19 protein-coding genes are annotated in these 15,329 nt (G+C 33.9%); 9 read left to right on the top strand and 10 right to left on the bottom strand.

Annotated features, from left to right (window positions below; translation table 11 throughout):
• Window positions 1-106 precede the first annotated feature (106 nt).
• Together NE558_RS10060 and NE558_RS10055 are read left to right on the top strand one after the other, a co-directional pair.
• Window positions 107-1,171, top strand: coding sequence for a site-specific integrase (locus NE558_RS10060; RefSeq protein ID WP_256149924.1), 1,065 nt, complete (start codon window positions 107-109; stop codon window positions 1,169-1,171).
• Window positions 1,172-1,702: 531 nt separating this feature from the next.
• The gene (locus tag NE558_RS10055; RefSeq protein WP_256149922.1) at window positions 1,703-2,755 is read left to right on the top strand and encodes a GTP pyrophosphokinase; all 1,053 of its coding nucleotides are present in this window, start codon (window positions 1,703-1,705) and stop codon (window positions 2,753-2,755) included.
• Between the two features lie 249 nt (window positions 2,756-3,004).
• On the opposite strand, the gene NE558_RS10050 is transcribed toward NE558_RS10055, so the two are convergent.
• Both NE558_RS10050 and NE558_RS10045 read right to left on the bottom strand, forming a co-directional pair.
• Window positions 3,005-5,296 (bottom strand): restriction endonuclease, encoded by a 2,292-nt coding sequence (locus NE558_RS10050; protein ID WP_256149920.1) that lies wholly within the window; start codon window positions 5,294-5,296, stop codon window positions 3,005-3,007.
• Between the two features lie 126 nt (window positions 5,297-5,422).
• Complete coding sequence (locus tag NE558_RS10045) at window positions 5,423-6,013, bottom strand: hypothetical protein (RefSeq protein WP_256149919.1); 591 nt, start codon at window positions 6,011-6,013, stop codon at window positions 5,423-5,425.
• 425 nt (window positions 6,014-6,438) lie between these two features.
• Between NE558_RS10045 and NE558_RS10040 the strand changes: the two genes are divergently transcribed.
• A complete protein-coding gene (locus tag NE558_RS10040; RefSeq protein ID WP_256149918.1) occupies window positions 6,439-6,690 on the top strand; it encodes a hypothetical protein in 252 nt (83 codons plus the stop codon).
• Window positions 6,624-7,340, top strand: a complete 717-nt coding sequence (locus tag NE558_RS10035; RefSeq protein WP_330643459.1) for an IS3 family transposase — start codon at window positions 6,624-6,626, stop codon at window positions 7,338-7,340. Before NE558_RS10040 ends, NE558_RS10035 begins: the two co-directional genes overlap by 67 nt.
• A 43-nt stretch (window positions 7,341-7,383) precedes the next feature.
• Here the strand turns inward: NE558_RS10035 and NE558_RS10030 are convergent, their stop codons facing one another.
• The 8 genes from NE558_RS10030 to NE558_RS09995 all read right to left on the bottom strand — a co-directional run bounded on the left by NE558_RS10030 (window position 7,384) and on the right by NE558_RS09995 (window position 12,433).
• Window positions 7,384-7,722 carry a hypothetical protein gene (locus NE558_RS10030; RefSeq protein ID WP_256149917.1) on the bottom strand — a complete coding sequence of 113 codons (339 nt, stop codon included), beginning with the start codon at window positions 7,720-7,722 and terminating at the stop codon, window positions 7,384-7,386.
• Window positions 7,723-7,736: 14 nt separating this feature from the next.
• Complete coding sequence (locus NE558_RS10025; RefSeq protein ID WP_256149916.1) at window positions 7,737-9,041, bottom strand: glycoside hydrolase family 73 protein; 1,305 nt, start codon at window positions 9,039-9,041, stop codon at window positions 7,737-7,739.
• A 16-nt stretch (window positions 9,042-9,057) separates the two neighbouring features.
• Window positions 9,058-9,435, bottom strand: a complete 378-nt coding sequence (locus tag NE558_RS10020; protein WP_256149915.1) for a hypothetical protein — start codon at window positions 9,433-9,435, stop codon at window positions 9,058-9,060.
• Window positions 9,436-9,452: 17 nt separating this feature from the next.
• Complete coding sequence (locus tag NE558_RS10015; protein WP_256149914.1) at window positions 9,453-9,755, bottom strand: hypothetical protein; 303 nt, start codon at window positions 9,753-9,755, stop codon at window positions 9,453-9,455.
• Between the two features lie 72 nt (window positions 9,756-9,827).
• Complete coding sequence (locus NE558_RS10010) at window positions 9,828-10,013, bottom strand: hypothetical protein (RefSeq protein WP_256149912.1); 186 nt, start codon at window positions 10,011-10,013, stop codon at window positions 9,828-9,830.
• A 2-nt stretch (window positions 10,014-10,015) separates the two neighbouring features.
• On the bottom strand, window positions 10,016-10,195 hold the full coding sequence (locus NE558_RS10005; RefSeq protein ID WP_256149911.1) for a hypothetical protein: 180 nt from the start codon (window positions 10,193-10,195) through the stop codon (window positions 10,016-10,018).
• Entirely contained in the window at window positions 10,192-11,913 is a 1,722-nt protein-coding gene (locus NE558_RS10000) for a DUF6273 domain-containing protein (protein WP_256149910.1), read from the bottom strand. The genes NE558_RS10005 and NE558_RS10000 overlap by 4 nt, the downstream gene beginning before the upstream one ends.
• A 91-nt stretch (window positions 11,914-12,004) precedes the next feature.
• Window positions 12,005-12,433 (bottom strand): hypothetical protein, encoded by a 429-nt coding sequence (locus NE558_RS09995; protein WP_256149909.1) that lies wholly within the window; start codon window positions 12,431-12,433, stop codon window positions 12,005-12,007.
• Between the two features lie 87 nt (window positions 12,434-12,520).
• On the opposite strand from NE558_RS09995, the gene NE558_RS09990 reads away from it, so the two are divergent.
• The 5 genes from NE558_RS09990 to NE558_RS09970 all read left to right on the top strand — a co-directional run bounded on the left by NE558_RS09990 (window position 12,521) and on the right by NE558_RS09970 (window position 14,839).
• Window positions 12,521-12,868 (top strand): hypothetical protein, encoded by a 348-nt coding sequence (locus NE558_RS09990; protein WP_256149908.1) that lies wholly within the window; start codon window positions 12,521-12,523, stop codon window positions 12,866-12,868.
• On the top strand, window positions 12,861-13,118 hold the full coding sequence (locus NE558_RS09985; RefSeq protein WP_256149907.1) for a hypothetical protein: 258 nt from the start codon (window positions 12,861-12,863) through the stop codon (window positions 13,116-13,118). The genes NE558_RS09990 and NE558_RS09985 overlap by 8 nt, the downstream gene beginning before the upstream one ends.
• Window positions 13,078-13,707 carry an LPO_1073/Vpar_1526 family protein gene (locus NE558_RS09980; protein ID WP_256149906.1) on the top strand — a complete coding sequence of 210 codons (630 nt, stop codon included), beginning with the start codon at window positions 13,078-13,080 and terminating at the stop codon, window positions 13,705-13,707. Before NE558_RS09985 ends, NE558_RS09980 begins: the two co-directional genes overlap by 41 nt.
• A 10-nt stretch (window positions 13,708-13,717) precedes the next feature.
• Entirely contained in the window at window positions 13,718-13,900 is a 183-nt protein-coding gene (locus NE558_RS09975) for an LPO_1073/Vpar_1526 family protein (protein ID WP_256149905.1), read from the top strand.
• Window positions 13,901-14,131: 231 nt separating this feature from the next.
• Complete coding sequence (locus NE558_RS09970) at window positions 14,132-14,839, top strand: hypothetical protein (protein ID WP_256149904.1); 708 nt, start codon at window positions 14,132-14,134, stop codon at window positions 14,837-14,839.
• Window positions 14,840-15,329: the final 490 nt, after the last annotated feature.

Here is a 15,329-nt window from a genome sequence, read left to right as displayed (position 1 = left end):
AGGGACAAGCGGTCGCACCGTGGTACAATCGCCCCAAACAAGCTAATTGTATCACAGGACCGCTTTATTTACCATACCAAAATAAATAAAGGAGGTCTTATTTTTTATGGCAACAGCTAAGAAATTGCCGTCCGGTTCCTGGACTTGCCGTGTGTATAGCCATACGGAAACCGTTGACGGAAAAGAAAAATCAGTCTACCAACGTTTTACTGCTCCCACCAAAAAAGAAGCAGAGTTTCGAGCTGCAGAATACGCCCTAAACAAAACCCGCAGAAGAAACCCTGCAAACTTGACCGTCAAAGAAGCCATAAGTGGATATATCGATGCAAAAAGAAATATTCTATCCCCTTCCACAATTGTTGGTTATGTTTCTCTTGAAAAAAGAGCATTTAGTGAGATAGATATTACTATTGCAAAATTAAACAATGATATTCTCCAAAGATATTTCAATAAAATGTCTACGCAAGTTTCTCCTAAAACACTACGTAATATGTCCGGATTGCTCAGTGCATCGATCTACTATTATGCACCGGATTTTGTGTATCGTGTTTCCCTACCGGCGAAACGTTCATCAGAGATAGAAATACCTGAAGCCGATGAAATAAAAATGTTAATGGATGCCGCAAAGGGATATAGAATTTTACTCCCAGTCATGCTTGCATCCGGGATGGGCTTAAGGCGAAGTGAGATATCGGGATTAACCGTGGGAGATGTCAACAAGAAGAAAAAAACACTTTCCATCAATTCTGCTGTCGTCCAGAGTGAAAACAAGGAATGGGTTACAAAGGGTACAAAAACTAATTCAGGAAAACGCACACTTTCTATCCCTGAATATATTTATCCTACAATTCTGGATGCAACGAAAGACAAGAATAAAGAGGATAGTCTTACCGGTATGACTCCCTCTGCAATTTCCAGCGCATATAATAGGCTGATTGAAAATTCAGGGGTAACAAGGTATACTTTTCATTCTTTAAGACACTACTATGCTTCTATGATGTTGGCCAATAATGTGCCAAGCAAATATGCAGTAAGGCGAATGGGACACGCCACCGATGATATGCTGAAAAGAGTATATCAGCACATCATGAGTGAAAAAGACATTGAAGTTACGGACGTTATAAATGAGTATCTAAATAATGCATTTGGAGGGGACAAAAGTTATCGCTAAAAACCCATGTCACAAAATATGTCACGAGGTTAAGAAACGTTGATTTTCCGCCATTTGTAACGACCGATTTTTGGGTTCGATTCCCCTCATCTCCATTTTATTGTGTTATATCCGAACACATCTTTTACAAAAACGGATTGCTCGTAATGGTATCAGGAATTGAAAAAAACGTGTAACTAAAAAAGAACTAATACAAACTTTTTGTATTAGTTCTTTTTTTATACTAAAAACTTATTCTGTAACTTATTCATGCCTCTCACTTTTGATTTCTTCTCTTCCTATTCTATGGTTAGCAAAAACTTATGTTTCCTGTTCTTTCGAAAAGATGTATTTGCTTGTGATGGTCGCCTTTTCTGTGATTGGTATGATTATCCTCCTGATCCTATAATCATTTGTATAATTTAGATTTTTATGAAATTACGACTATAAAAAATTTATCAAATCAAAGAGTTTTTTGTTAAAATATGTTATAATATTTTAATTGTTTATTAGATGATTGAAGATAAAATTATTTAGTAAGGGGTAGATAATATGAATGGACAGTCAATAACACGGGCAGCAAAATGGTATGAAACTCATAAAGATAATTATTCAAAATATTGTAACGACATAACAGAATTAGTCGAACGATTAATTAAAAATGCAGGAATTAATTATAGTAGTATTTCTGGAAGAGTTAAGCAGAAAACTAGCTTTTTGGAAAAATGTAAAAAAGATAAATATAGTGATATAAGTCAAATAATGGATGTTGTTGGGATTAGGGTTGTCACATACGTTCAAAAAGATGTGGAAAGAATATGCAATATATTAGAAAAAGAATTTAGTATAGATAAAAGTAATTCAATAAACAAGAAAAGTGAATTAAAAGAAAATGAATTTGGATATTTATCTGTCCATTATATACTATCTTACAATCAAACACGGAAAGAGTTACCTGAAAACAATATTTATAAAGATATGTCATGTGAAATACAGATCAGAACCTTGCTTCAACATTCTTGGGCTGAAATCTCACATGATAATAATTATAAATTTAGTGGAGTGCTGCCAACAGAGATTAACAGAAAGTTTTATATGATAGCTGGAGCTCTTGAGCTTATAGACAGTCAGTTTCAGAATATCGCAGATGAGTTAGAAGCATACACACAAGTAATAGAAGAACAGATTAAAAATACTAACGGGAAAGCAGATATCCCAATAGACTCTTCATCTCTTCATGAATATCTTAGTAGTAAGCTAGATGTTAATATAATTGAAGCAACATTTAATGGTGCAGATAAATTAATTATAGAAGAATTGAAGCGGTTTGGCATTAATACTATAAGAGAACTAGATAATATTTTTCCACTTAACTATAACAAAAAAACAAAAGAATATAAAAGATATAGAAACTTCTTAGGTTCATTAAGGGACTTTATGATAATTAGTGATTGTTCAAAATACTTTGATAAGTCATGGGATAATTCATGGGATGGAATAAGTGAAGATGTTATAAAGTTTTTGGAGAGTTATGGGGTCAATACTACCATTATTAAAAATAAAGTCTATATTAGCCATAACATTTCTGATGATGAAGATTTTTAATGATGACATTTATGAACATCAGAAAAAAACGTATGTGCTAATTTAGTATATACCTGATAGAAAACTTATATCCGAACACATCTTTTACAAAATCGAATTACTTGTAATGGTCAGGTATTAAGGAAAACGTATAGCAAAAAAAGCACTAGCACAAGCTTACTGTGCCAGTGCTTTTTTCTATATCTTTCAGCAACTCATCCAAAATATTTACTAAAATTCTTTAAGATTAACTCCCCTCGCTCAGACTTACTATCTATTAAAGATTAAATCTATATCATGGTCAGAACTAGGTTCATAATAGTAACAATCATCTTCTCTATCATAGTCATCTTTTATATAGGCAGTTACCATATCCTCAACACCTTCAACATTTACATGATGGCAAAGTGTATTTTTAAACCAGACACCCAAATTTGAAGGTAATTCGTTCAAAATTTCAGCAATCTCATTTATCACAATATTTTTGATATAATTTTCAATTTCTTTAATAGTTTCATATATATATTTCTCATTTCCTTCTTCAATATATATATTTTCATTTTCATCCAACCACAATCCTATATTGACGTCAAATAATGTGGCATCAACTGAATCACAGCAAAAATATATCGCATTATCAACTATTTCTTCACACATTGTTATAAATCCTTCTACTCCTTCAAAATAGTGATAACATGTTAAAAAAATAAGAGGTAAATCTTTAAATTCAAATCCCGACAATATATCTCCAAAAATTTCTAAATTCAAAAGAAATTTATCTAATCCATAAAAATAAAATATTTCTTTATTAAAAAGTCTAATTAATATATTGGCTTTTTCTTCATATGCAATATCATTTTCAAAATATTCAAGATAATAATATATATTATTTTTATAGGATATATTTGTAATTGAATTGTTCACTATAAATTCTGTTATATATCTATTTTTTTCAAATTCACTTTCAAAAATCAATTCTAAAATATCACCTGTTTTAAAAAGATCAGATATTTTTTCATTCGCATTTAACCTTATATACTGAGTTATTGTCCCTGCAGATTTAAGAATATTATTTAACTCCAGAGGGTTCCCCTCAAGCTTTGATTTTAAATAATCATTTACGGATGGATTTACCATTGATAGTTTTTTATGACCGTTGTCGTCAATTATTTTTATAAAAGACTCTTGAAGTCTTGTTAATGAACATTCAAATTGATTAATGGTTGAATCTATACCAGACATATTTTTCAACCTTTTAATAAAACACTTTTCTGTTAATTCATAAGAAGCAATTGTATTTGTTAATGAATAAAGAGTCATTAACAAACATCTGTCAACTATTTGTATTCGATCTTCATATTCATTGTTCCAAACCATATGAGGATTATCTAAACTTTGAATAATAAAATCAAAATATTTACTTTCAGTGATGTCTTTATATTTGTTGGGATTTGAAACAAATTCAATAATACGAGGATTATAGTTTTTGTGTTTGATTATTTTCAGATAATTTTTACTAGCTTTAATTACTTGGAAATATTTTTCGTCTTTTGTCCTAAAATACATATGATTATACAAAATTTTCGCCTTTTCCAAGTCGGATATAGCTGACATATTAATCATTTGTACCTTAAATTCTTTATTTTCCAAGCTACTTACAATTTCAGGTGTCTTTTTGCGTGCCTCCTGAAATATCGTTACTCTCGAATTTAAAATTAACACCTTGTTTTTTGATGCATTAACAAATCTTATCAAAGACAATAACTCAGTACCTTGAGATAATTTCATTTCAAAATAGGCTTGTCCAAAGCAGTCATCTAACAATATTATTTCTTTGGCATTTCTATCTTGAACCAGCGATCTCTTTAAAGAAGCTAAATTCGTAACATCTGTAGTATACCTCACCCGATATCCTTTTGCCGCATAATATAAAATTAACATCTTGGATGTTACAGTTTTGCCTACACCTGGATCGCCAATTAAAAATAAAGTTTTGTATTTAGACAAGCATCTTAGTGCTTGATTATATGCATCAGTTTGTACAAAGTACTTTTCGTCTTTACTACTAGATGAGAGCAGTGATTCACAATCAATAAAAATATCATTATTATTTAAATCTTGTAAAATGTTTGTTGAAGAAATCCAAAGCTTATAATGCTTTCTTAAAACATCAATATTTTCTTTATCAGTTAAAAACTCATCTATTTCATTAATAGTTATGACACTCTTGTCTGAATCCATATAATCTAAAAAAATAGTATAAATTTCATTTATTTTTTTTGCCGATAACTCTTTTGAACAACAAATATAATATTGTATAGACTTAATTTTTTTTACCTTATCAATTTCTTTTTGCAATGAACGAATTAATCCGTTAATATCTGTTTTAATGTAATGCTTCACCTGAACAATAATTTTAGGATTGTGTGTTGAATCTGCAAGATCAATACCACCATCTTTTCCACTGGCAAAACGACGCATAGGCACACCTAGCTTCTTTGACATAATATCTTGGCATAAGTATTCAAATTCAACATCATTTAGATTTCCGTAATTTAACATAATTGCTCCATCCTTTTAAAAACTAATGACTATTATATCTAATCGACTTATAAACAAAAATCTTTTACCCAGCGCGAATTACGACTGGCTTGTACCTACAAAATATCTAAAAGAAGTTATATAATATTATGTTCCTTCCAACAAATTTGATTTTTCAATAAATGTCTCCAGCTTTTTAATTGGATGTTTAATTTCTTTTAAATATGTTTCTTTAAAATTTCCCGCTTTCCCAGGTGATTTAAAAATATCATAGCCTAATTTGGTAGTTGTAGAAATAATATCATTCATAATATCAAATATTTCCATACCTAATAATTTCTTTACTTCATCCAATGATAACTCCACAAAAATAGCCTTCATTTCATAAGTTTCTTGATAAGCTTTTAAAACTACATCACTATTCTCTGATATAGTACTGAGAGAATTTAGATTTATATATAATTCAAATGTTTTTATTCGGTGAAGAAATAATTTTAAATTATAATGCACTTTTACTCTTGTCTTTTCTTTTAATGAAAAATATAAGATAACTAACGGGATTAATGCCATTAGTCCTCCTGTACAAATTCCTATTAACAAGTTTATATAAAATTCTCTATGTCCTATAAAAAATTTCATAATTTTTACATCAACTTTGTATTCTAATGACATCATAGTTAAAAAAGCTATGGCAGTCACAATAATTATAATTTTAATCGTATTTCTATAATTTTTCATATTTTCTCCATTCACATTATTTAGTTACAAACTTTTCTTTCTTATTGATTACTTTTTATTATACAACGCTTAGACATAATTTCCCAATATTTTTTTATTTATTTAACATTTTTCGCATTTTTCCCCAAATGGCAAAGCACTTATTTAAACTTACTTTAATCAATCATATAATTAGAATTGTTTCTTTCTCCGGTATCTCTTTTAAAAAAACCGCATACAATACAGAAACTGTAATACACAAATGTCCAGTAATACAAAAAAGCCCGTCTCTACATGAACTGGACGGGCTTTCCTACAAATTTTATTTGCTTAACCTTTTACGCTTCTTGTTCCACTTCCTCTTTAATAAAAAAGCCCTCTATAGGCTCTAGTAAGGGTGATATGTACCCCCTTTACTGGACAATACCAGTAAAGGGGGTTTTTACGTGAAATATGATTTTTTATTTAAATTAAATTGTGTCGAACTATATAGAAATAAACAGTGGACAGAGACACCAAAAGGGATTGGACAAAAGAATTTTAGAAAACGCATTGTTTCTTGGGAAAAGATTGCAGACATTCACGGAATTGATGCATTAAGGCATCCTTCGACATGTAAAGAACGTACTAAATCAAAAGGATTTTTGATGATAATAAACATCGATATGACGTTCGAAGAGTTTATCAAGAAATATTAAACAGAGGATATACTATTAATCACAAAAAAGTACAACGATTGATGCACAAGATGATGTTAGCTGGCAAACATCCTAAGGAGAAATACCACTCATACAAAGGTGAAGTAGGAAGAATTGCTGGTAATCTCATAAATAGAGATTTCAGTACTACCGCTCCATTACAAAAATGGACAACCGATGTATCACAGTTTAATTTATCATGGGGAAAATGCTATCTGTCGCCAATTTTAGATATGAATACTAATGAAGTTATTTCATATGACCTATCAAGAAGACGAAACCTGAAACAAATTTCTAGCATGCTTGAAAAAGCATTTCGTAAATTTAAAAATACTAACGAAATTGTTTTTCATTCTGATCAGGGTTGGCAGTACCAACATACATATTATCGCAATGAGTTAAAGAAACATGGAATTATTCAGTCAATGTCTCGAAAAGGAAACTGTTATGATAATTGTATTATGGAGACTTTCTTTGGTAGGCTCAAAACAGAAATGTTTTATGGACACGAAAAAGATTTTGAATCTTTCGAAAAATTTTCTAACGCAATTAATGAATATATAGATTACTACAATAATAAAAGAATCCAATCAAAAACAAACTGGATGCCTCCTGTAATCTACAGGAAGACATCCAGCATTAGTGTCTAACTATTTAATTAGATAATGATGTGTCCAGAAAACTGGGTACATATCAGGGTGGGTTAATATAGCTTTTAATATTATCATTCTTACCCCACGCTTTCCTTGCTTCTTGAAGCACAGCTTCAATCATATTTGCAATATCTTTTTCCGTAAAAAGTAGCCGCAGTATTGCCGGGATACGATGGTAAATCCAGTCTGAAACAGCGGCATACTTCAATTCACCCGTGCCGCTCCCGAATTGCTTTTCTGCTTGCGTTACTAGGTTAAAAAGAACCTGTTTCAGAATTTTTGTTTGTCCACGCTTAATAAGCACAACCAGAAAAGCAATAAATGCAACTACAACCACTACACTATCCCAGTTTGCAATCAAAAGGTTAATTAACTTCATTATTATATTCCCCCTTATTTAATCAACGTAAGATCAGAAAGTTTTACCGCCGCCACCACAATACCGCCGTATGATATAACCGCACGATTTCCTGCAATCTCTTTTACAACGTGTTCACGGGTATATACAAAACTTGCTAAATCTCCGCCCCCATAAGTTTTCGCCCCAGACTTTAATTTCACCGTGCTTCCCGGCTTTATTGTTCTTGTATTCTGTGGCATTTCTACTGGTTGTACGGGTGTTCCGCCCTCATAGCTTATATAAGGTAGCTTTCCATGTTTAACCCACTTGCGTCCATTCATCCCTGAAATAGCCCCAATATTTAAACATGCTGTAACCTGAACACAGTTTTTGAAAGCTGGGGTACATTCAATAACCTTCCCATTTCCAATATAAACTCCAATGTGACCGGGTAGCCATACCGCTTCACCGGGTACAATGTTTTTGAAGTTTGTTGAAACACCTGTGCATTTTTCAATCATTCCGTCGGCGGAAACATCTGGAACACCATTTACCGCATATCCTGCGCCACCGTACGTCTTTGAAGCGTCGCCACTCCACCCCCACAAAACACCTTTAATCAGACACACACAGTCGAAACCAAAAACAGGCGGTTTCTTATTTGCCGCCGCCTTTATCATTGAAGTTCTTGCCGCTTGTTTGTTGAAGGTGTGATTTGTGCAATATCTTAACACGTTTCCACCTGTTAACGGTGCGCCAAAACACCCCATCACATAAAGCGTTTTATAATTATCAACAATATGTTGAAGCTTTTTTAAAAACTCCGAACTATTCATTTTTCCTACTCCTTTCGCAACATTAACACTTGCCCCACTTGATAGTTTGCACGTACCGTCGAACGCATTCAACCCATAGGTTTCAATAGTGTTTATAAGCTTATCCGAATATGCGGGGTCTGTTGCATATCCTGCCGCCTCTATCGCGACACAAGCCCTTTTGTAGTCTGTTTCCCCGACAACTGTTTTATATCGTGTTAGCCTTGTAAGCAATGCTGAATGATCGGAAATAGATTCTTCCCAACTATCATAAGCGCGAAAAAGTGCTGTAATAGTGGTATTATTTACGCCGTCGTAACATTCTTCCGTTTTTGCACTGTAAACCTTCCCTTTCCATGCTGACCCCGCCTTAATACCAAAAAGGGCGTTTGCCTGGACCGTCAGCCCTGATTTCCCCCAGTTACTTTCAATAATTGCCTGGGCAATAGTTAAGGAAGCAAGTACACCGCTTTTCTGCATGTCCGCTTTGGCAATGCTCCCAACTCTTGAAATGAAACTTTCCTGTTCCTTTGTAATTCCCATCTTTACCCCTCCATTTTTAAGGTGTAATGTTATTCAAATCAATAGGCACTCCCTCTGTTTCGGTGGGATTCGCTTGTTTGATCTTCACAATATTTTCTGCTTTTGCTTTCCAAGCATAAAACCCGATTGCAATTGTTGTCGGTGTTCCTATGTAGGCAAGCCAAACACCCAATTGGGTGAAATCCATAAAAACAATCTTTGTTCCCACAGATAAACCCCAAAAGTAAGTAGCAAGCACAGCTAAAAGAATAAGCTTTGAAAACTCAAATTTTTCTTTTTCGCCGTTCTGTTCCCTCTTTTTTCTGCGGCGGCGGCTTTTTCTAATCATTTCAACAAGGCAAACCCCGGCAATGCCCGCAACAAAACCTGCGGCAACACTAATTAAATATTCCACAATGGCACCGCCCTTCTTTAATCTGAAATACCCTCCAGCCGATCAATTCGCTTGTGCGCCTGTTTAGAGGATGCTTCAACGCTGGTCAGGCGCGAAATAACTTCTATGTGCTGTGATTCTTGTTTTTCTTCCTGACGCTCCTGTTTGCGCTTAATATCATCAACACCAGACTTGATGTATCCTATTTCCGTCAGAACTGTACCGTTTTGTGCTCCATTCTGGGAAGCATCACTCTTTTTATTTCTGATAAAAGTTGTATACCCAAACATAATGGCGCAAAATGTACTTACAACGCCTAATACGGCGGCAAAATCATTCATTCTTTTCACCTCACAAATAACCCCGACACACTGAATGTATCGGGGCGCACTATTTATCTATTTAAAATAACATTACAATGCCGTGAATTCTTCACCAAGCAAATTTTGATATTCCGCTTCCGTCAGCTTGCCAGAATTCACTTCTTCCAAAGCAAGAGACTTTACTTCTTCCTTTTTTGAATTTGCAACGCTGGCATACGTTCTCTCATTATCCTTCACCTTTTGCCAATAAATTTGTCCAATGGCTGTAATCTGCATCTTTACACCTCCCCGTTTTCCATTTGTTCAAACAATTCAAGAATAGCTTTATTCGTCAATTCCTGTTGTTCGTGCAACTCCAAAATGGCAGTGCTAGTCAAATTGCTGTCCTGTGACAAATCATCAACAGATTTTCTGTTTTTCAGTGCTTTTATACTATCTTCTTTGTGTTGTACGCTCATTCAAAGTTACCCCCTGCCGATATAATAAAACAGTCGCCCGTGGCATTATTCCGCTTCACTTTGATACGGAAATTGAAACCCCATGCGGCGGCTGTTTTTGTTGTGTTTGACAAAAAGAATTTACTATTGCCAAGTACGGCATTTGTCACGTCCTCCCATGTTGGGGATACGTCATTTCCATTGTTACAAACCTCAACGGTAAATGTTGCACCCGCTGGAATTTCCCTTGTAACGCTCATAATAGCTTTTGATACCAAATCATCCGCAGGGAGAGGTGCCGCAAGGGTCAGTTCTATTTCCGTTTCATTCTTCGTGAATGTATAGGTACGGGTTGTCGTTCCCCCTACATTGTCACTAGCCGTAATTGTCATTGTATGCGACCCATTTAATAGCTTTATCCATTCTGTCGCTGTGACATTGAATGAATAGCTTTGACCGCTGGTTGCGGTATAACTCCGCTTTTGCACTCCATCGATTTTCTCAACAACCGTGATTGTTTGTCCACTGTCTGAATCTGTAACGGTGTATTGCTGATTGAACGCACCCGTCTTAAGCCCTAAACTGCCGTCACTCCCGCTAATGGTGGGAGGTGTGTTATTATAAACAGCTCTTGTTGCGCTGGTTTGATATTCCGAACTTAAGCCCGTACTATCATATGCCTTTACGCGGTAAGCCACAGATTCCCAACCAAATGTAATTAAATCTGTGAACGTTCGGTTAATCCCCTTGTAAAGCTGTGTCCACAATCCATTGTCAAACCGCCTTTCAAGGATGTATCCCGAAATGTTATTATCTTCATCGGTGGAACTCCCCCAACTGATTGCTATTGCTTCTCCTCCACGAACCACTGTTGGAACATAGATATTTGAAGGAGTAGAAGGTGGATTCCCCCATACAATTGTGTAGATGTTATCGCTATCACTGATATCAGAAACTAAAATCTCAGATGACAAATTACAAAGCGGTCGAACACCCCTATACTCATGGTATGCAAAATAGACGCCTAACACACCAGTATAATAGACAAGGTTCACGTAATACTCATTGGTCGCATACGGTGTACGTAACCAATAATACCACGGGGCAGACGTATTTAAGCTTGTGTCCTTATATTCACTTTTGCTTACACACTCGGCGGTAGGATAAGCAAGACGAGAAATATCAGAATCAAACGCCGAAAATTTACTTCCCTCTATAATACCGTTTTCAAGTCCCATTTCTGATACTGACGGAAGAAAAACCTTGTCAATGCACATTTCATAACTGCCACCATCAGTACGTGTATTTTTACCAACGATTAGCGTTGTTTCAAGCAACGAGTTTCGCATTTTTTCCGAAAATCCATTAAGAAAGCCCGCTTCCATGTCATATGCATTTTTTCCGCCTCCAACATTTGCGCTAGTTGGCGGCGCATCCTGTCCGTGCTGTGCGGTATACCATTTGCTTGCTCCAGCTTGGCTGTTTAGCCATTGACGTATATTTGAATAAATATAACGGTTATTACCAAACGATTTTCGATCATCAATGCTGTTATATTCTTCCTTCGCATCAAAACATTTTATCGAAATAACTCTGTCAGACATCAAGGTAATTGCCCCAGACGGGTAACCAGAATGGTTCTTGTCAACAATTTTCCATATAATAGGCTTCCTATTGTAAAGCGTCCCTGTATCTTTAATAAGTGCTCCTATTGGTAAAGAACTTAACACTTTTGCCATAACTTTCACCCTCTTTCTTTAAAATCAGCACTCAATTCTTTTTCGTGCGCTGTTCCAAACACCTTTTACAATGGCTATACCGTCAAGAGAATCAAAGGAGACAAGGAACGGATTTCCTGTAACATTGCTGAAGACCATCTTCTACCCGGGAAATCCTACTCGCCAATTCAGCATACCGAATACTATTTTGTGCGGCTGTTTCCGCCGCCTGTGTTGCTGTTTTCGCGCCTGCTGTCCATTCCGCCTTTTCTGTAGCATTTGTATGTACTGCCGTGTTTTCCGTGTGATCAATTAACCCTGAAATTGCTGTGTTATAGTTCTCCATTGTGGTGGCGTTCACATGAATATCTAAATTATTTCTATGCCTATCCAATTCTATGGTGTCTGCTTTTTTATCAAAAGCTGACTTATGTGCAACAGAAGAACTATCATGCTTTTCTAAATCTTTTTTGGTTGCATTTATTACAGACGGGTCTATTATAAATGAAATCGTTCCAGTGTTTGAAATTTCAATATGCATTGTCAGTTCGATTTCTCCCGCCGCACCACTTGTAATAATTTATAGAAGGAGTTAATTCAGATTTGATGAAGATTGCAGAAGAAAATTATGGAATATGTTGTCATTTATTGGGATTATGGTATAATTACTCAAAAAATCTCTTTTCTTGGACGTGAATTTTTTGATGATTTGAAATTTTTTAAGGAATATGAAGATAGCGAAACAGTTATTGAGGAGGTTTCAGTAATGTGGGCATGGATTGTTAGCAACAAAGAATGGGTATTTAGCGGTGTTGGCGTAACCTTAGCTGTGGCATTTATTGGATTAATAAGAGGTTTTCTTATTAGAAAAAACACCAAACATTCCAAAATAATATATCGACAAGAAAACAAAAATCATTCCTATGGAGTTCAGATAGGTGTTCAAAATAACTATGGAGGAAAAGATAATGAGTGATGCTGTTTTGGAGCAGAAAGGTGGTATTGGGTCACATAATGTGCAGATTAAAGAGCAGATTAATCAATATGGGTTGAGCTATACTGATGTTAAGTCGCTTTGCACAGATTTAATTCAATCCGAACTTTCAACATATAAAGAGGAAGCTTTAATAACTGCAAAGGAACGTGAAGAAAAATTAAGAAATAATATTATTCAAAAACTTGCTGATGAAAAAACCAAAAACGAAAATATTTTTAGAAGAATTTAAAAATCCTGATTTACAATTTTCCTACGTTAATGCCCAAAAAGCATATATTCGAGTTGGAACTGATGAGTTAGAAAATATCTTGTCAGAATTACTGTTTAATAGGATTAAAGAGAGCAAACGTACTCTATTGCAATTAACTCTTAATGAATCGCTAAATATTGTTCCCATGTTGCTCCCACAACAACTAAACATTCTAGCGATATGTTTTATGCTAAGATTCACAATAAGCAAATCAGTTAATAACCATAATTCATTAAAAGAATATTTATTAACAAGTCTCCTTCCACACTTTGTAGGTGATTTAAAAAAGAATTCTTTATATCAACACTTAGAATACACTCGCTGTGGTCAAGTCAGCAGCTCGGAATTAAGATTTGAGCATATAATTAGCCGTACATATAAGGGACTATTTTTAAAAGGAATACCTCTTGCTGAGATTGAAGAATTAAGAAATAAGTATCCGACTCTATTTTTACCATGCTTAAACAATAAAGAATTATGGCAAATAAATGCTATTAATGATGAATTCTTGAACGATCAAAATATTGCCGATGAAAATGACAATAAAGAAATACAACGCTTTATTTGATGAAAACCTTATGAGTGGGGAGGAAATTAAAAACAAAGTAATTGAACTGCTCCCACCAGTTAAAGAGGTGTTTGAAATCTGGAATAATTCTTCTCTTAAAAATCTTACGTTAACTACCGTCGGAATTGTGATTGGTGCTACTTATTCCAAACAAATAGTTGGAAAAGAATATGACCTTAATATCTGGATATAATTTTTATACTTAGATTTTTCTATTAATAACTTTTAGGTATTATATTAGCTTCTTTTTGTACATCGCTATGAAATGTTGTCTACACGTACAACATAAATGACTGTAGGTAGAAGAATATAAGCTAAATTTAAAAAATTAATAATTTTAAGTGTTTACAAAATTTAAGGAACTTATCCGAATATTATGATATGCTATGGATAAGTTCCAACACTTATATAATGGGGTGATTTTATGAAATTTCTATCAGCACTGGTACTATCTATGGTATTTTCTTTTTTAACAGTAATTCCTGCTTATTGTAATGATACTATAGCGAATGATCATATGATAGGTATCGCGGTAGGAAAGATATGGAATCAAAGGCGCAACTTTGACATTCAAGAAGTCAATGTGAATGAAGGGAAAATTGAAATAGTCATCGTAGAAATGTCTCCGGAAACAGAAACGGAAATCCGAAAAATTGTCGATCCATATGACGTTACATTTGTTAATGAGGAAAGGCAAGGGAAAGATGCTATTTTAATATGCAAAAAATTTAATTTTACAGAAGGAAAAACCTATGTGGAATGCGAAGGAATGTTTTTTGAAATACAGAATGCGCCATACGTTAGTAATGGATTTTTGATGATCCCTTTAAGACAGGCTATTACAGTGTTGAATGATAGTTCTGATCATAATTATAAGCTCAAGTGGATGGGTGGAGATAATCAAATGATTGAGATAACTGCAAATACAAATGCAGGGCTTATACAAATATCTTGCAAAAACAATACAATAACAATTATACCCTTTGATGATACCTATAGTTTAGATGGAAAAATTGAAATTCGAGATGGGGTAGCATATTTTCCGTGTAGTTTGGAAAATTTAAAATTTATTGATCCATCTATTAAAATTACGCAAGATATTGAAAAAATGAATATTGAAATAATGTCTTAATACGAAAGTTGTTAGTAAAACATCTTTAAAATTAATATCAGCTTATATAGTGGATACCTTAACAGGTGCTTCATCTCCATGAGTGATAAAAAAGACTATATCTACAAGATATAGTCTTTTTTATCACATTCTAACTTATATATAGTTTGTTTTGTGCAGAATTACAACACCACTTACTTTGAGATAGACATTTGGGTATACACCATATTAAATTTAATATATTAAAAACTTAAACTTAAGGTAAACAAATTTAAAATTAATTAAGGGTTGTATATATGTCCAGAAAATAATTCTAAGATACTTATTCAGATTTATAATATTAGTTTATGAAAAAGGTTGATTCAGATTGTTTTACCAATGGTGCTTCAATACAATGCTTGGAATTGATTTAATGTGGAGTATAGACTATTTGGTGGAGCAAATGAAGAATTTTTAAGCTACAAAACTAAAATAACCAATAGAGATACACTATTTCAGTAAATCCTTTTAA

Source organism: Anaerotignum propionicum, from assembly GCF_024461735.1.
In the GTDB taxonomy this organism is placed as follows: Bacteria; Bacillota; Clostridia; order Lachnospirales; family Anaerotignaceae; genus Chakrabartyella.
This window is presented reverse-complemented; position numbering and strand designations above follow the sequence as displayed.

Excerpts from the sequence above, each read along its gene's own strand:
- NE558_RS09990 (WP_256149908.1), top strand. The coding sequence starts at position 12,521 with ATGGAATATGTTGTCATTTATTGGGATTATGGTATAATTACTCAAAAA.
- NE558_RS10010 (WP_256149912.1), bottom strand. The coding sequence starts at position 10,013 with ATGCAGATTACAGCCATTGGACAAATTTATTGGCAAAAGGTGAAGGAT.
- NE558_RS10025 (WP_256149916.1), bottom strand. The coding sequence starts at position 9,041 with ATGGGAATTACAAAGGAACAGGAAAGTTTCATTTCAAGAGTTGGGAGC.
- NE558_RS10005 (WP_256149911.1), bottom strand. The coding sequence starts at position 10,195 with ATGAGCGTACAACACAAAGAAGATAGTATAAAAGCACTGAAAAACAGA.
- NE558_RS09995 (WP_256149909.1), bottom strand. The coding sequence starts at position 12,433 with ATGCATATTGAAATTTCAAACACTGGAACGATTTCATTTATAATAGAC.
- NE558_RS09970 (WP_256149904.1), top strand. The coding sequence starts at position 14,132 with ATGAAATTTCTATCAGCACTGGTACTATCTATGGTATTTTCTTTTTTA.
- NE558_RS10050 (WP_256149920.1), bottom strand. The coding sequence starts at position 5,296 with ATGTTAAATTACGGAAATCTAAATGATGTTGAATTTGAATACTTATGC.
- NE558_RS10030 (WP_256149917.1), bottom strand. The coding sequence starts at position 7,722 with ATGAAGTTAATTAACCTTTTGATTGCAAACTGGGATAGTGTAGTGGTT.
- NE558_RS10055 (WP_256149922.1), top strand. The coding sequence starts at position 1,703 with ATGAATGGACAGTCAATAACACGGGCAGCAAAATGGTATGAAACTCAT.
- NE558_RS10015 (WP_256149914.1), bottom strand. The coding sequence starts at position 9,755 with ATGAATGATTTTGCCGCCGTATTAGGCGTTGTAAGTACATTTTGCGCC.
- NE558_RS09985 (WP_256149907.1), top strand. The coding sequence starts at position 12,861 with ATGAGTGATGCTGTTTTGGAGCAGAAAGGTGGTATTGGGTCACATAAT.
- NE558_RS10045 (WP_256149919.1), bottom strand. The coding sequence starts at position 6,013 with ATGAAAAATTATAGAAATACGATTAAAATTATAATTATTGTGACTGCC.
- NE558_RS10060 (WP_256149924.1), top strand. The coding sequence starts at position 107 with ATGGCAACAGCTAAGAAATTGCCGTCCGGTTCCTGGACTTGCCGTGTG.
- NE558_RS09975 (WP_256149905.1), top strand. The coding sequence starts at position 13,718 with ATGAGTGGGGAGGAAATTAAAAACAAAGTAATTGAACTGCTCCCACCA.
- NE558_RS09980 (WP_256149906.1), top strand. The coding sequence starts at position 13,078 with ATGAAAAAACCAAAAACGAAAATATTTTTAGAAGAATTTAAAAATCCT.
- NE558_RS10000 (WP_256149910.1), bottom strand. The coding sequence starts at position 11,913 with ATGGCAAAAGTGTTAAGTTCTTTACCAATAGGAGCACTTATTAAAGAT.